The sequence below is a fragment of the Acinetobacter sp. AR2-3 genome (assembly GCF_001878775.1).
Classification (GTDB): domain Bacteria; phylum Pseudomonadota; class Gammaproteobacteria; order Pseudomonadales; family Moraxellaceae; genus Acinetobacter; species Acinetobacter lwoffii_D.
In genome coordinates this window covers 1-16684 of record NZ_MJIQ01000019.1, presented here as the reverse complement: position 1 = coordinate 16684, position 16684 = coordinate 1, and the positions used below count along the sequence as shown (strand labels likewise).

Here is a 16684-nt window from a genome sequence, read left to right as displayed (position 1 = left end):
GGCTAATTTTTTGAAGCGATAGAAAAGATATTTCAGATTTATAGCTTTCAAAAAATGATAGCCATATCTGAGATTGAAATAATCTGGAAACAACCTGTTTGTTAAAAAAGGATGTACGCGATTGCCTACATCCTTAAAATTTTACAGTTGAATTCTAATGATTGTGTTTTTCAGGTTGATCTAATCAATGAGCGCCGGTAAATCATACCTATTGAAAGCGTCAGGATGAAACTGAACTTAATGGTACTACCACAAGTTTGCGCTTCATCCTTGCATAAGCCCGATCTCAAAGATTCAATCCGACTTTATTGTTCCAGATTACTTCTCAGCATCCAGGCGGTTTTTTCGTGTACTTCCAGTCTTTGCGTGAGAATGTCAGCAGTCGGCTGATCATTGGCTTCTTCAATGATCGAGAAAATACTTCTGGCAGTACGTGCCACAGTTTCATGCGCATCTACCAGTAAACGTATCATTTCTTCGGCTTTAGGCACACCTTCGACTTCTTTAATGGAGGTAAGTTTCACAAACTGTTTATAAGTACCGGGTGCTGCAAAACCCAAAGCCCGAATACGTTCAGCAATGACGTCCAACGCATTCCACTGCTCGGTGTATTGAGTCATAAACATGTTGTGCAGGCTGTTGAACTGGGGGCCGGTGACATTCCAGTGGAAATTATGAGTCATCAAATACAGGGTATAGCTGTCTGCTAAAAGTCTGGATAAACCATCGACAATTTTGGCGCGATCATCATGCGAAATCCCGATATCAATTTTCATTGCTTTAGATTCTTTTTTAGAAGAGGCCATGCTCTTACTCCTTCAAACTTAACGCGATACGGTGTATTAAAATAAAGTCGGATGTATCTGAAGCCCGAGCCAAGAGATGAAATGATCTCTATGACTTTGTATTTGATCTAACAGGCTAAGAGATTTAAGTGGTTATAAGTTATAGATATTATATCAATATAAAGGCAGGAAGTTTAGTCATTATGTATAAGCAGGACGCGGGATTGTAACTATTTAAATCTGTCAAATTTTGACTATACTTCAGCGGTAGCACGTTAATTTCTCATAGCAAATTGAACTTCTAAAAAGTCCTAATCATTTCAGGATTGAAACATCGTTTTGGGTTATGACGCTTATTTGTGAGCAAGATCACATATCACCATACTGAATCTTTATTTCGAAATATCTCTGTGAAATTTTAATATTTTATTTTAAATAAATAACTTAGATAAAAATTTAAATCATAAATAAACCCGAAATTTATAAAAAATAACACAATGCTGCCTTAATTAAACAAGGCACTACAAACAATAATAAATCTCTTTCTCAAATGCAGTTATGTTAGGACACAGGCGAAACCAATAACAATATTCCCAGAAAAGCAAAAATGCTTCGAGTCAGCATATTCAGAAGAAATGTGAGGCTGATACAGGATCGGCTGTAGCAGATTGACTTGCGGGATGATTTTGATTCGGTAAGCCATGCAATATATAAGCTCAAGCGACTTTGAGATAGACCAAAAATATCTGAACTAAACTCAAGCTCAGCAAGGAATACATCATGAAAATTAAGGCCAATAGCCCCGCGACTGGTAAAGACGGTTTAGACAAACAAAATACCAATAAAAAAAGTGAACAGCTCGACGCATATCGCAGTGATGCGACCGAACAGGCACTCACTACCAATCAAGGGGTTAAAATTTCCGATAACCAGAACAGTCTCAAGGCAGGCGTTCGCGGTGCGACCTTGATCGAAGATTTTATTCTCCGGGAAAAAATTACCCATTTTGACCATGAGCGAATTCCAGAACGTATTGTGCATGCCCGCGGTGTCGGCGCACATGGCTATTTTGAGGCTTATCCGGGGAATGAAAAACTGACCAAGGCAGGCTTCCTGACCAATACCAGTGTGCAAACGCCAGTATTTGTGCGTTTTTCTACCGTACAGGGACCACGTGGTTCAGCAGATACGGTACGTGATATCCGTGGTTTTGCCACCAAGTTTTATACGGATGAAGGTAACTTCGATCTGGTAGCGAATGATGCGCCGGTATTCTTTATCCAGGATGGGATCAAGTTCCCGGATTTTGTACATGCAGTCAAACCTGAACCTCAGACCGAGATTCCTACCGGTGCATCTGCACATGATACTTTCTGGGATTTTGTTTCTTTAGTGCCTGAATCTGCACATGCGGTGATGTGGGCCATGTCGGATCGGGGTATTCCGCGTAATTTAAGAGCCATTCAAGGCTTTGGTGTACATACTTTCCGTTTTATCAATGCCGAGAATAAAGCGGTTTTTGTTAAATTCCACTGGACGCCAAAACAGGGTCTAGCCCAACTGGTCTGGGATGAAGCACAAAAACTGGCGGGTAAAGATCCGGATTTCCATCGTCGTGACTTATATGAAGCGATTGCCTCCGGTAACTATCCGGAATGGGAGTTGGGTGTACAGGTCGTCCCAGAAGAAGATGAGATGAAGTACGACTTCGACTTGCTGGACCCAACCAAAATTATTCCGGAAGAACTGGTGCCGGTGACGCCGATTGGCAGAATGGTGCTGAACCGTAATGTCGATTATTTCTTCGGTGAAACCGAGCAGGTGGCATTCTGTCCGGGACATATTGTGCCAGGACTGGATTTTACCAATGATCCATTATTGCAGGCCCGTCTGTTCTCTTATACCGATACTCAGCTCAGCCGTTTAGGTGGTCCAAACTTCCACCAGATCCCAATTAACAAGCCGGTTTGTCCATTCCACAATAACCAGCGTGATGGTTTACACCAGCGTATTGTACATACCGGTCAAGCCAGTTATGAGCCGAATTCGATTGACAATAACTGGCCGACTGAGACTCCGCCAGCCGAACAAGGCGGTGGTTTTGAAAGCTATCAGGAGCGTATTGATGGACACAAGATCCGTCAGCGTAGCGAATCATTCAGTGATCACTTTAGTCAGGCCCGTCTTTTCTACCGCAGCCAGGCACCACATGAGCAAAAGCACATTGTCGATGCCTATGTCTTCGAGCTGAGCAAGGTGGAGCGCAAATATATTCGTGAACGTGAAGTACTTGAAGTGCTCTGCAATATCGATCTGGACTTGGCACAGCAGGTTGCTGACCAATTGGGTATTGAAATTCCGGCAGAGAAAATGGCGGCAAAATTGCCAGAGGTGCAGGTTTCACCACGTTTATCTTTTGAGGCATTTAAACCTGAAGATATTAAGGCACGCAAAATTGCGCTATTGGTGCACGACAAGGCCAATGAGGCCAGTATCAAAGCTGTTCAAGCTTGGGCAGAATCAGAAGGGGCTGTGGTCGATGTACTGACCCCAAAACCGGGCCCGGTACTGGGTCAGCAAGGCGAGGTGATTCCTTCCGATGGTATGCAAAAAGCAGAACCATCCATTGCCTATGATGCCGTGGTGATTGCTGACGGTGATAATTACGATGTGGTAATGAAAGACGGTGTGGCGACTCATTATCTGCTGGAAGCCTACAAGCATTTAAAACCAATCGTGTTCCTGGGTGATAAAGGCAAGCTGATTGAGGATCTGCGCTTGGTTAGCGATGAAGGAACTCTGGCAAACGGACAGTTTGCAGCAGTACAAGATAGCTTCAAGACTTTGATCCTGAACCATCGTGTCTGGGCGCGTGAAGCGATTGCGGAAGCAATTCCTGCCTAAACGATCCAATTTATGTTAGAGGATAGAGGCTCCGGCTTCTATCCTCATGGTTTCAAAATGGATGAAGAGATGGTGAGACCGGACGTCAAAAAGTTGTTAGCACAAGCACAGCAAGCCAAATGGAGCAGAGAGCAGGATATCTATCTCATTGAACATAATCATTTGCCTTTAACTGAACTGATGCAGCAACTCTGTTTCAATGAAGAAGAGATTAATGCACGGCGTAAGATATTAGGGCTGACCACACGTTTAAAACAAATGCGCAAGCTTTCTCATTAACTGACTTTACAAACAAAACAAATTTATCCGTATTTTATGAGGAACCGCATGCATGAACCTCGGTTCAATATTACAACGATTTGAAAATTCTCCTCTGGAGCTACAAGAAAAAATTCAGCACACTTTAATGGAACTGGTGGCGATTTCCGACCAGGTGCCTTATCCCGCTTCTGGAGCAACCTTAAAACGCTGGCAGATGCTTAGTCAGGTTTCGGCAAGCAATTTGAGCCTGGGCAAACTGTATGAATCGCATTTAGATGCTTTAGCTATTCTGCATGAACTGAATATTCCGGTAGAACAAAAAGGCTTATGGGCAGTATGGGCGGCAGAAGGCGGTCCCAAACCTTTAACATTGCAAGCAGGAAAGCTAAGCGGAATTAAGCCCTGGTGTTCTGCATCGGTCTGGGTGCAACACGGTCTGCTGACTTACCGTGATGAGCAGCAACAATCCCAATTACTGATTCTAGATTTGTCACAAGAAGGCATTCAGCATCATCAGGATGCCTGGCAGGCAGTGGGCATGCAGCATACCTTGACTGCCCGGCTGGAACTGGATCATGTTGAGGTGGGAAAAGTCGCAGCTCCAAATGCCTATCTGGATCGGCCCGGATTCTGGCATGGCGCCGCAGGTGTGGCCGCGTGCTGGTATGGCGCAACCGTGCGTTTGGCTGAATATTTAAGGCAGACGTTCTTGCTCAAACCGCATGCCTATAAAGCCATGTATCTTGGTGAAGTTAGTCGGGAGCTTTTAGCGACACAGTCCTTATTTTATCAAGTTGCTGCATTGATTGATCAGCAACCGCAACACGCACATGAGTTAAAGATTCGTAGCCTACGTGCTCAGGTTGAAGCGACGGCTTTAAATGTACTGACTCATGTAGGTAAGGCCCTAGGTGCTGCGCCGTATTGTGAGCATCCGCATTTCGCCCGGCTTGCAGCAGATCTTCCGGTATTTATTCGTCAAAGTCATGCCGCATTTGATTTGGAGCGAATTGGTGAGCTGACTGCACAGGAGGAACAATTATGGACGTTATAAGACATGAGATTGTAGGTGATCGTGTCATCCATGGTGAAGGCACACGGCTCGAAGAATGGCGTTCCTGTCAGATCCTGCAACAGATGCCGGAGTTCGATATTCCTCAGGTTATTCCCCTAGATGCAAGAGTCTGCATCATTGCCCCTCATCCTGATGATGAAATTTTGGGCTGTGGAGGCCTGATTCAGCGTCTGGACAAATTGGGCTATCAGATCGTACTTTTTGCCGTTACCAATGGGACAGCCAGTCATCCCGGCTCTAGTCTGTATACTCCCGAAGAGTTGAACCAGATTCGTCCTGCTGAAACGCGAGCAGCTTTAGAAGCGTTACCTTTAAAACAGAATATCTTGCGGATCGCTTTAGATATTCAAGATGGCAAGGTGGCCGAACAGCGGGATGTGTTGCAACAGCATCTGCAATCTTATCTGCAACCGAATGATGTGTTAATTAGCACATTTGTTCATGATGGACATCCAGATCATGAAATTACGGGGCAGGTCACACAGCAGCTGGCCACTGAACTTCATTTGCCCTGTATTCAGGTCTTGATTTGGGCATGGCATTGGGCAACACCTGGAGATACCAGAATTCCCTGGACCGTCGCTCATCAACTCAAATTAACTGAGGAAGAATTACAATATAAGTCTCGAGCTGCGCGGTGTTTTAAGAGCCAGATCGAGCTTGATCCGACGATAGATCAATCACCGATTCTGCCAGAGCAGGCATTACAACGTATTTTACAGCCCTGGGAGGTGTATCTGTATGAACAGTAAAGCAGCCTATGATCAGGAATATTTCGATGCCTTATATGCACTGAATCAGGGAGATCCCTGGCAATATGAACAGCGTTGGTATGAACAGCGCAAACGGCAGATTTGTCTGGCGATCTTGCCGCACTTGCAGTTTGACTCCGCGATTGAGATTGGTTGCAGTAATGGCATCTTTAGTCAGGAACTGGCGCGGCGGACAAATAGCTTAATGTGTCTGGATGCCAATAATACTGCGATCCATTTGGCGCAGCAGCGTTTACAAGCTTATCCGCATGTACAGGTGTTACAGCGGATCGTGCCAGATGATTTGCCCGAACAGAAATTTCAGCTCATTGTCGTCAGTGAGATTTTATATTATTTGAACCCGATTGATCTGCAACAGGTGCTGACATGGCTGCATACTGCACTGGAACCGGGCGGATGTATCTTGAGTTGTCATTGGCGCGCGCCAATCTCGGGATTTAGCCTAAATGGTGAAGATGTCCATCAGTATCTCAAAGCGCATTTAAACTATACACATCATTTAAGTTTACAGGACTCCGATTTTTTAGTGGATCTCTGGCTAAATACAGCACAATCCGTAGCAGAGCAGGAAGGCTTAAGATGAAAAAAATCGGTGTGGTGATTCCGGCCTGTAATGAAGAAGCCTATATTGAACGCTGCTTGCTGGCTTTAAAATCAGCACAAACTTATTTTTTTCAATACTTTAAAACAATGGAAAATCTTCCTGAAATCCAGATTCTCGTGGTCTTGGACCATTGTACTGATAGTACCGCTGCTAAAGTTCAGCAAATGAACATTCCAGCTATCAGTTGCAACTTCCGAAATGTCGGTAAGGCACGCCATTTGGGGATTCAGCAGATGATCGAGCAAGGTTGTGATTGGATTTGCTGCACCGATGCGGATTCTTTTGTACAGTGCGACTGGTTTCAGGTGATGTTACAGCATCAACCCACCGATGCGATTTGTGGTGTGGTCGAGCTGGATCAATGGGATCATTTAAGCCGGAAAACCCGTCAGGCTTATCTCCGACATTATCAGGACAGCATGGGACATCGGCATGTTCATGGCGCAAACCTGTGTTTTAAAGCTTCGGCTTATATACAGGTCAATGGGTTTCAGCAACTGGACTGTCATGAAGATGTCGATTTCATCCGTCGTTTAGAAAAAGCTGACGCGCAGATTGTCTGGTCGAATCAGCTGAGAGTCACCACCAGCAGTCGTCTTAGCTCAAAAATTGCCGCAGGCTTTGCACATTTTCTACAAAAACTTGAGCTTAAGCAGGCCGCGGAAAAACCGATCAGCCTATGCAAATAAAAGCATAAAACTATAAATTTTATACAATCAGATACTTGTAAAAAATCTTAAAATTCGGTTCTAAAAACTATTCCATTTAAATTTATTCTGTTTATAATTCACGCAAATTCAGCCCCGCATACTTATATATTTCAACTATAAGTCTGTGGGGTTTTTCTATGGATGATCGGTAATGGATGCCTGAGCCTTCTTTTTTGGTAATACAATGTTCAATCAAACACTGCTTTCTCGAATTCAGTCTCCATCACCATATCTATGGCAGAAAATAGCGACTGCGTTGTGCTTCTTTAGCTTGGGCTTTAGTACTGCGGCTTGGGCACCCTTAATTCCATATGCACAGCAGCGCCTGTTATTAAATCATGCTGATTTTGGCCTGTTATTGCTGTGTGCCGGAATCGGTTCAATGCTGGCGATGCCGCTGGCCGGCCGACTGGCCAATGCCTTGGGTTGCCGTGCTGTTTTGGCCGTAATTCTCAGTGCATTTTTATTTATTTTGCCTGCTCTGGCTTATAGTCCGAATCATTTAATGATGGCAATCAGCCTGTTTTTCTTTGGTGCCAGTGCCGGGGCTTTGGGCGTGACTGTCAATATTCAGGCTGCACAGATTGAGAAAAAACTCGGTAAAAGTTTAATGTCAGGTTTTCATGGAGTGTGTAGTTTAGGTGGTCTATCAGGCGTACTGGGCATGACCATGTTAATGGGACTTGGCTTGGCGCCTTTAACCGGTGCGGTGATTGTCAGTGTGATTTTGCTGCTTATTGCCTTATTTGCTGTTCCTTTGAGCTTGGGCGCTGAGCCTAAGACAGCGGTAGAAGAAACATCATCAGAACAACCTGCGAAAAAAGCAGCACCGACCTGGGCAATTTTAGGTATTGGTCTGATCTGTTTTGTGGCTTTCCTTTCGGAAGGTGCAGCTATGGACTGGAGTGGTATTTATCTTGCTACTGAGTTCAGCCTGCCTGCGGCGCAAACCGGTCTGGCTTATAGTTTCTTTGCTGGTTTGATGGTACTGGGACGTTTTAGTGGACACCTGATTATTCAGCAGTTTGGTGAAAAAAATACGATTCTCTTAAGCGCACTATTGGCTGCAACCGGTTTATTAACCGTAGTCTTTGCGCCAGTCTGGCAAGTGGTGTTGGTCGGCTATGCGATTTTAGGTTTAGGTAGTGCCAACATTGTACCGCTGATGTTTTCCCGTGCAGGACGTCAGAAAACTTTGGCTTCACATGTGGCATTGTCTTATGTATCGGTATTTGCTTATACAGGTTCATTGATTGGACCGGCATTGGTCGGCTTCGGCAGTGAAATCATCGGATTGAGCTTAGTATTTAGCGTCATTGCGATTGGTCTATTGAGTATTGTGATTTTGAATCATCTCACTGCAGACCCAAACGAAGTACAACAAAGCGAAGAGATTGTGGCTCCTCTTCAAAACGAAACACCAGCTTAATGCTGGTGTTTTTTTACTTAAAAATTTAGGCATGTACACTGAACTGGTTTGAAGCTCCTGCAGCCACGGGACGATAGATCCGCAAGCTTTGTGAGTTTTTCAGGTCAGTAATAAACTGATCACGCCAGCGAATAATATCGAAATTTTTCAAGCCTTGGCTTAAATAACGATAGCGCTCTAAACGTTCTGATTTAGACATGCGCAGCGCCTTCTTCAAAGCTTTAGCCATACTGTCATGCTCATAAGGATCGACCAGTAAGGCTTCTTTCATTTGTTCAGCAGCACCGGCATATTTAGATAGAATCAAGACACCCGGATCTAAAGGATCCTGTGCAGCAATATATTCCTTGGCGACCAGATTCATACCATCCCGGATCGAATTTACCCAGCAAATATCTGCCTTACGATACAGTTGCATCAATGCCTCATGGCCCAAAGTATCATAGCTGCAATCGAAAGGTAACCAGTCCGCTGTGCCATGCTGGCTATTAAGTTCATGCACGGCAGATTTAAATTGCGTATACAGGTTCTTATAGGTCTTTACATCCAGTCGGCATGGACAGGCAATTTGTAATTGCTGGAATTGATTTTTAAACTCCGGTTGATCTTCTAGCAAGCTCTGCAACGATCCGATTTTTTCCAATAAGCCTTTACTATAATCAATCCGGTCAACTGAAATGATGGTTTTATAAGGCTGCACTGTATCCAGATCAAAGGGAAGCTTTTCCAGATGGGTATCTGAGGCCTGATTCTGTAGCTGCACAGGATGCACACCAATCGGATAGCATTTCACATGAATCTTTCGAGATTGATAATTCAGGATTTCATTGTGACGATGCTGCACTTTTAAGGTTTGTTCAAGGAAATTTAAACAGTTTTCCTGATCGCGAGAGGTCTGTAAACCCAGTACATCGTAGTTGGCTAAATGATGTGCCAGATCGCGATGAGCGGCTAAAGTCTGCCAGAGCCTTAGTTCAGGAAAGGGAATATGCAGGAAAAATCCAATACGGTTACGCATGCCCAGTTTACGGCAATAATGTGCCACGCTTAAAAAATGATAATCATGGATCCAAATGATGTCATGTGGAGATGCCACCTGTTTCAGGTGCTTGGCAAAACGCAAATTGACATCCTGATAGATCTTAAAATCCTGCGGCTGATAATCTACAAGTTGATGCTGGTCGTGCATCAGCGGCCACAATGCACTGTTGGCAAAACCACAATAAAAACCTTGATATTGGGATTCAGTCAATGGACTCGTGTGATATTCAACATTTTGATGCTTCAGGATTTGAAACTTCTGCTCTTTCGTCTGGTCAACTCGGGATCCATTCCAGCCAACCCAGATACCGCCTATATCCTGCAAAGCATCCTGCAATGCCACCGCTAATCCACCTGCCTGTGTATTGTCTGACTTAGGTAGATTTACACGATTTGATAACACTATGAGTTTCGACATGTAATTTCTCCAATAATAATTGTTGTTGTGCTTTCAGTATTTCTAAAAATTCTGCTAGAAAAGCCTGTACTTGAGTCACGTTTTCGAGGCGATGTTGTGCCACGGTGTTGCCTGTACCGACTTTGATAGAGCAGCCTTTGAATGTGTTGATGACTTGAAAACCGGCTTCGTCGGTCAGGTCATCTCCGATAAAAATGGGGTAATGATCACTTAAGTGATATTGCTGAATGATTTGCTGGATGGCTGAACCTTTATTTGCCCCTTTGGGCACCAGTTCGAATACAAACTTTCCAGCCTTAAGTTCAAAATCCTGAAAATGAGTAAGACAATTCAAGGCAAATGCATGCACTTGATGCTCTAAATAGGGATGTTCACGAAAATGCAGGGCGACTGAATAGTCTTTAATTTCTATTCGAGTCTGAGGAATATTATTACTATGCTCTGTAATATAATTTTTTAATAATTCAAACTGTTCAGGATTTAAATCAATTAACTTGCTTAAACGCAATTGATAGCTTAATTCCAGACCATGAGAGCCTGCAATATTCCAGTCAAATGGATAAATAAGTTTTTGGGCTTGTACAATTGAGCGGCCGGTTACTAATACTAATTGAATATCTTGTTTTAACTCTTTTAAGGTATTTAAGGTTTCGCTCTTAATTATACTTTTTGCTGGATCTGGGTGGAATTCAGAAATGGTTCCATCAATATCAAGAAATAAAACAAGTTTGTGAGAATAAATAATAGGTTTGAGCTGAGTTAAAATCACTTGAGGTAATATATAAGAAGATGTAGCAAGTGAATCTTCTAGATCTTGATCTTCTTTTAGAGTCGACATAAATACTACCTAAGCCTCTGAATTTAAATTGATTTAAAAGTTAGAATTACCTGAATGGTCATTGCTTTGATTAAATTTATAACACATTTCATTTAACAGACTGGCTTTAAGTGCAGAAACGAAACACTTTTAACAAGTACAGTTACTTTGTAAGATTTAGAAATATTTTGGTAGAAATCCAGTATTGTTAATAAATTTTAAAAATAAATTATGAGGATTTTATATTTTAAGATTTTCTTGGATTGATTGTTTTTCAGGATTTTACATAATAAGATTTATTATTTAATCTTTGTTTTTGAATGTGTATTTTGTAATTAATTTTTCAGAATATAGTATTTATTATTAATTTGTATTTTATTTTTTAAATATAATAATTTAAATAAATTTATAAATTGGGCATATATAATTAAAATTTTTAGCTTAAGTTTATGAAAGTTAATAATTTTTAAGATTGGCTAAGCTGTCTTAAAAGGAAAAAATACTAAAATTGTCTAGAGGGAAATTTCGTATTATTAAATTTTCCTGGGACCAATTGCAGAGCTATACAATTTAAACAGCCTCTTAATTTAGCATCTCAGATTATTTTTTAATTCTTATTGATAAATTTTATCAGAGGATAAAAAATCGAAGAAAGATGAACGCCAGTTCTATGACTAAACTCTGAAAATAACTTGAATATTCTTTTTTTTGAATCGAAGCGTAGGTATTAGATGAAGTTGAGCTAAACAGAGAGAAGAGATGTAAAGGTGTCATCGCAAGGACAGAGTAGATACAAAAGACCGAAAACAGATCATTAGTGATCTTACATAGGTTACAAAACTAAATGATGTTTCAATTAAACAGAATTTTTTGCTCAAATGGATATGAGCCAATTTAAAATCAATAAATGATGACAGAAGAGGAAAGAAATAATTTTTTGAAAAAATAATAAAAGAGCAATCAAAGTGGAGAAAAGCTAAGGGTCGTATCCTATAAGTTAAGAAACCCAACTCAGATACAACCCATCTATTTGCATAAGAGAAAAATACTCAAATTTCTCGCCACACTTCATTTTTGTCTTTTAAAGGAATGGTAAAGTTAAAGTCATCATCATTACTGACCAGAAGACTGGTTGGAGTCTGCATCACCACTTTCAAAACAGTACCTGCTTCAAAACTAATAGGGGCGCAGTTTTCTTTTTCTAGAGTCACCGGTTTAAGTAATTCAATTACCGAACTTTCCATAGTTTTTTCCAAAATAAGATTACTTTTCGATAATTAAATCATAGCATAATTTTCGAAAATTTAACCGTTTCTTCAAAAACTGAGAACTTGATCAATGACTTATTCAAATAGGAGAAGTACTCTAGTTTGATAAAAGATACTCAGGAGACGTGCAGTATGCCTGATGTTCATCCTGTTCTTGCAATGCTCGCAAGTATGAATTTCTTTTACATAAACCCGACAGATAACAGGCATAAAAAAGTCTATCAAAATAACGAAAGGTCAAAAACATGATGATTTTTCTGTTTTTTGATATCGCTCGGCTAAATGATAAAAATCGAGAATATAAGGAAAATCATAACGCAGAGCTGAATGATAAAAATAATTTTCTAGAGACTCGATATCTTTCTATCCTTTTTTACACTAAATTGAAAATTAATGCTTTATAACAGTAAAAATCTAAAATAAGAATAAACTATGCGTCATTTGGATGACCAAGAGACATAAGGAGAACTGGGTCGGCATGTTTAAGTCATTTTTCCCGCAACCCGTCTGGTTTTTTAGCAGCCTGATTTTATGGTTTATCATTAATCTTGTGCTTTGGCATAGTGGCGGATCAGGATGGGGAACCTATCTGGGTTTTCCTGAAAATTATTTTGATGAAAAGCTTACAATCGGTATCGGGCGTTTCTGGTCAGCTCAATTCATCTGGTTTTATCTCTGGTATTTCATGGCAACTACGATATTTGCGCTGTTCTGGCAATGGAAAGCCGGACACCGATGGCAGCGCTGGTCGGTCTGGGGCTCGGCATTTATTCTGTTTAATATCTGGTTCGGGGTACAGGTCAATGTCGTATTAAATGAATGGTATAGCCCGTTTTATGATCAGATTCAACAAATGCTCACGAAGGGTGGTGGGGATGTTTCATTGCTGTATCAAGGCGCATTAACCTTTATTTATATTGCGATGGTTTATGTCACTTTAGCGGTATTTAACCTGTTTTTTGTCAGCCATTATGTCTTCCGCTGGCGTACCGCGATGAATGATTATTACACCGCACATTGGGAGCAGTTACGTCATATTGAAGGTGCATCACAACGTATCCAGGAAGATACCATGCGCTTTGCCAAAACCACGGAGCAGTTAAGTGTTTCCTTGATCGAAGCGCTGATGTTGCTGATGGCATTCCTGCCGATCTTATATCAGCTCTCTAGTCATGTGAAAGTTTTACCGATTGTAGGGGAAATACCGCATGCTTTAATGTGGGCCTCGATCGGCTGGGCGGTATTGGGTACGGTCATTTTAATGGTCGTGGGAATGAAATTGCCCGGACTGGAGTTCAATAACCAGAAAGTTGAGGCAGCCTATCGTAAAGAGCTGGTCTATGGCGAAGACTATGCTGATCGCGCACATCCGCTGACATTACAAGAACTGTTTAGCCGGGTACGCTGGAATTATTTCCGGTTGTATTTTCACTATGCTTATTTCAACATGGTTCGGATCTGGTACTTGCAATTAGACAATATTTACGGATTATTTATTCTGTTTCCAAGTATTGCAGCAGGGGCAATTACTCTTGGTTTGATGATGCAAATCCTGAATGTATTTGGCAAAGTGCGGGAATCTTTCCAGTATCTGATTCTGTCTTGGCCGACTATTATTGAACTGATGTCGATCTATAAACGCTTAAAAGCATTTGAATCACATATTGATTAATTTTTTCTCATATTATTATCCTGCTTTATTAGCCAAACAGTTTTAGGTTTGGCTTTTTTTAGGGCGAGTTAATTTACAAAATCCAATGGAAAATATCGATCTGACCGTTGGTCAGATGACTTGGGTAAATCGTGTCAGAACCTCCCAATATTGGGGTATTCAGATATTTTTTTCTTGTCTAAAATCCTAAGGGCCAGCCAAGATGGCGTTTAATTTCCGATGGTTTGACGTATAAAAATAACAAATGTACGTTGAGGAAATTATTCTTATGCTGATCTTGTTCAGGCAATGTTATAGCGGATAAAAGGTAAATTTATTACCCATTATAATAAAGGTCTGTAGCGTTCCCTGAATAAGCCGCCGGAGAAGGACTCACCGCTTTCTTCGTTTTTTTATGTGTTTTTTCTATCTTTTTCTTGAGTCCTGAATGGAATTGTTTATTATTTGAACTGATTTAAAAATGATACTTGTGTCAATTTTTATCACATGAAGCTTGGCATAATCAGCAAAGTTGAGGCTGATATGTGCCTTTTTACCATTTAAATATTATAGTTATCAATATCTTGTGTTTGTTGTTTTGTGCTATTTAAGCTATGTTATACGGGATTTTGGGGTTGAGATATTTGCTGTGAAGCTAAAAGTAATAATTCTAATAATAGGGGCAGCAGCTTTAGCTGGATGTAATAGCGTGAACCGGTTGAAATCAGAGGTGTTACATCCTTTTGCCAGTCCGGAAGAACTAATTGCCAAACGGGCTTTGAATCAACGTGATGGTAGTGCAAAAGATTATATTTATCTTTGGGGACAAGCCCAGAAAAATAATACGACTCAGGCCATGTATACGCGTTCGATACTAACGCAATATTGTCATGAGCAGGGCGGCAAATTCTCATTGCTGTATAAAAGTAATTTTAGTGCAGTGGCAGATGTTGCCCAGCGCAAACGCCTGAGTACCAATCGGAGTGTTATACAAGGTAGCGGTGCCTATCAGTGTCGTATGGATGACCTGACTGAAAGCTGGATTGTCTCGATTGAGCCAACTTCTGAACGACAAGCTGATAAATCTAGCCAGACGCGTAGTGTTCGACTACTCACCCAGGTCATGAGCCCTTCTCAAGCAAAAAACTTTTATCGTCCAACTAAAGCCAAGGTTGCTGTGGAGAAAACCAAATCTGCATCGATAAAAACCACGACTCCTCCTAAGACTCCTGCCGCAAAGACGACAAATGAACTGAAGGAATCAGCACGTAAACAACTGGAGAGGAAAGAATTAGAGCGAAAAGAATTAGAAAGAAAAGAGTTAGAGAAAAAAGAAGCGGAGAAAAAGCAGCTAGCAGCGGCATCAGCTCGAGCTACGGTAGTAGAAACACCGCAACAACATCAGATGAAGATTTATGTGGCAGCGCGACGTGATATTAACAGTGGCAAGAATCTGAATAATGCCTGTAACAACGCCCAGCGTGCCTATAACTATGGTAAATTGCAGGGCACAGAGGGAACACGTGTCTATACTGAATCAGGGATGCTGGTTGCACGCTGTCTGAATAGTATTCCGGTCTATGCCAGCCGTTTCCCGAATGCTAAAGCTCAGTCCAAGCGGATTCTGCAGAATTTGGCCAATAACTATAATCATGCCGGAGCCAAGAATCTTTTGAGGCAGTTAAAATAAGCGCGGGATCAAAAGACTTAATCCAAAATCCGTATGATCCTTTTGACGATCGAGAAGATAGGCGCAAAAATCTGCTCGATCCGACGGGAGAGAGCAGACGAAAGCCGGCTTGGTTTTGTAGGGAGATCACGTGACCCGAGAATCTCCTTCCGTGATGTCGGATGAATGAATAAAAATACGATGAAGACGAAAAAAAGGACAAGTCCCCACAGTATGATGCTGTGAAATATGTTGTTATTCATAATTATAAGTTTTTATTTTTATTGTTTTAGTCTAAATCATAGCGCTAAGTTTGACTGATCAATATCCTGATCTGATGAATAGCAATATGGACATCAGAGCGATTATCTAAGTGTTTTAAATCTGGGTCAGGTTTTACAGAGTTCTATCAGTTTATTGCCCTGTTCCATGCTACAACTAACTGGTTTCATATCACTGGCCGGACATCGAAGAACAGGAAATTATGATGGCGCATAGATCTTTTACAAAGCTTCGTACAATTTTAATAAGTGCAACATTATTAAGTGCGACTCAGGTTGCCATAGCAGGTCCGACAGTCAACCAGCTCAGTGACTGTTTGATGAAATCCACCACAGTCACGGATAAAACTACCGTCTTGCAATGGACCTTTGTGGCTTTAGGTAATCATCCGGACTTAAAGGCTTTTAGCAATGTGACCGCGAGTCAAAAGGAAGCATTAGACAAGAATCTGGCGACGGTGTTGCAGCGCATTTTAGTGGAGCAATGTTCAGCACAGACCAAGGCGGTGATTCAGGCTGAAGGGTTACAGGCTGTGGGCGATAGTTTTCAGGCTTTAGGTAAAACCACAGGCGAGGAAATTTTAAAGAATCCTGAAATTAATAATCAGCTGAAAGGTGTGCTGCGTTATATCGATTTGAATCGTGTTGCACAGACTTTTTTGACACCGGATTTGTTGAATAAGTTTGGATTATAAGGCGATAAGTCATGAGGCTTTATTTGAAGATGCCTGTAATAAGTTTAATTAGCCAGTAAATGGGAATAAAAATAAGTTCTAGCCCATCTGCCCAATCAGATCCTCTTTGACGTTTGGAGGTATCGCCTTTAGGTTCTGTGATCTTTTTTCGCCATTTGGGATAGATGAGCATGATGACGATCACAAGCACGAATATGCCAATGAAAGCTTGAATGATGGTAAGTAATAGTTCAGGTGTCATTTTTGTTTTTCTATTAGTTAGTTTTTTGATTTTATAGCATAAAAGTAATCCTCTCCCTAACC

15 protein-coding genes are annotated in these 16684 nt (G+C 41.4%); 10 read left to right on the top strand and 5 right to left on the bottom strand.

Translation table 11 applies throughout. The annotated features are described in order from the left end of the window. Nucleotides 1-305 precede the first annotated feature (305 nt). Nucleotides 306-806 (bottom strand): Dps family protein, encoded by a 501-nt coding sequence (locus tag BFN00_RS00940; RefSeq protein ID WP_044111260.1) that lies wholly within the window; start codon nucleotides 804-806, stop codon nucleotides 306-308. A gap of 759 nt (nucleotides 807-1565) precedes the next feature. On the opposite strand from BFN00_RS00940, the gene katE reads away from it, so the two are divergent. The 7 genes from katE (at nucleotide 1566) to BFN00_RS00905 (ending at nucleotide 8541) form a co-directional block, all read left to right on the top strand. After that, on the top strand, nucleotides 1566-3689 hold the full coding sequence (gene katE, locus BFN00_RS00935) for a catalase HPII (protein ID WP_044111259.1): 2124 nt from the start codon (nucleotides 1566-1568) through the stop codon (nucleotides 3687-3689). 69 nt (nucleotides 3690-3758) lie between these two features. Continuing rightward, on the top strand, nucleotides 3759-3968 hold the full coding sequence (locus tag BFN00_RS00930) for a hypothetical protein (RefSeq protein ID WP_044111274.1): 210 nt from the start codon (nucleotides 3759-3761) through the stop codon (nucleotides 3966-3968). Between the two features lie 52 nt (nucleotides 3969-4020). Beyond that, on the top strand, nucleotides 4021-5004 hold the full coding sequence (locus BFN00_RS00925; protein ID WP_044111257.1) for an acyl-CoA dehydrogenase: 984 nt from the start codon (nucleotides 4021-4023) through the stop codon (nucleotides 5002-5004). Next, entirely contained in the window at nucleotides 4992-5777 is a 786-nt protein-coding gene (locus tag BFN00_RS00920) for a PIG-L deacetylase family protein (protein ID WP_044111255.1), read from the top strand. Before BFN00_RS00925 ends, BFN00_RS00920 begins: the two co-directional genes overlap by 13 nt. Further along, nucleotides 5767-6381, top strand: a complete 615-nt coding sequence (locus BFN00_RS00915) for a class I SAM-dependent DNA methyltransferase (RefSeq protein WP_044111253.1) — start codon at nucleotides 5767-5769, stop codon at nucleotides 6379-6381. The genes BFN00_RS00920 and BFN00_RS00915 overlap by 11 nt, the downstream gene beginning before the upstream one ends. Beyond that, nucleotides 6378-7091, top strand: coding sequence for a glycosyltransferase family 2 protein (locus BFN00_RS00910; RefSeq protein ID WP_044111251.1), 714 nt, complete (start codon nucleotides 6378-6380; stop codon nucleotides 7089-7091). Before BFN00_RS00915 ends, BFN00_RS00910 begins: the two co-directional genes overlap by 4 nt. Before the next feature lie 205 nt (nucleotides 7092-7296). Next, entirely contained in the window at nucleotides 7297-8541 is a 1245-nt protein-coding gene (locus tag BFN00_RS00905; protein ID WP_044111249.1) for an MFS transporter, read from the top strand. 25 nt (nucleotides 8542-8566) lie between these two features. On the opposite strand, the gene BFN00_RS00900 is transcribed toward BFN00_RS00905, so the two are convergent. The 3 genes from BFN00_RS00900 to BFN00_RS00890 form a co-directional block, all read right to left on the bottom strand. After that, nucleotides 8567-10000 (bottom strand): alpha,alpha-trehalose-phosphate synthase (UDP-forming), encoded by a 1434-nt coding sequence (locus tag BFN00_RS00900; RefSeq protein ID WP_044111247.1) that lies wholly within the window; start codon nucleotides 9998-10000, stop codon nucleotides 8567-8569. Continuing rightward, complete coding sequence (gene otsB / locus BFN00_RS00895; RefSeq protein WP_044111246.1) at nucleotides 9957-10838, bottom strand: trehalose-phosphatase; 882 nt, start codon at nucleotides 10836-10838, stop codon at nucleotides 9957-9959. Before otsB ends, BFN00_RS00900 begins: the two co-directional genes overlap by 44 nt. Nucleotides 10839-11866: 1028 nt before the next feature. Then, the gene (locus tag BFN00_RS00890; RefSeq protein ID WP_044111243.1) at nucleotides 11867-12061 is read right to left on the bottom strand and encodes a hypothetical protein; all 195 of its coding nucleotides are present in this window, start codon (nucleotides 12059-12061) and stop codon (nucleotides 11867-11869) included. A 502-nt stretch (nucleotides 12062-12563) separates the two neighbouring features. Here BFN00_RS00890 and sbmA point away from each other — a divergent pair. The 3 genes from sbmA to BFN00_RS00875 all read left to right on the top strand — a co-directional run bounded on the left by sbmA (nucleotide 12564) and on the right by BFN00_RS00875 (nucleotide 16381). Then, entirely contained in the window at nucleotides 12564-13757 is a 1194-nt protein-coding gene (gene sbmA, locus BFN00_RS00885; protein ID WP_004279349.1) for a peptide antibiotic transporter SbmA, read from the top strand. 688 nt (nucleotides 13758-14445) lie between these two features. Next, complete coding sequence (locus BFN00_RS00880) at nucleotides 14446-15426, top strand: hypothetical protein (RefSeq protein WP_044111241.1); 981 nt, start codon at nucleotides 14446-14448, stop codon at nucleotides 15424-15426. 466 nt (nucleotides 15427-15892) lie between these two features. Next, nucleotides 15893-16381, top strand: a complete 489-nt coding sequence (locus BFN00_RS00875; RefSeq protein WP_044111240.1) for a hypothetical protein — start codon at nucleotides 15893-15895, stop codon at nucleotides 16379-16381. Between the two features lie 19 nt (nucleotides 16382-16400). Here BFN00_RS00875 and BFN00_RS00870 read toward each other — a convergent pair. Continuing rightward, a partial coding sequence (locus tag BFN00_RS00870; RefSeq protein ID WP_249449773.1) for a hypothetical protein occupies nucleotides 16401-16684 on the bottom strand: 284 nt, incomplete at its 5' end.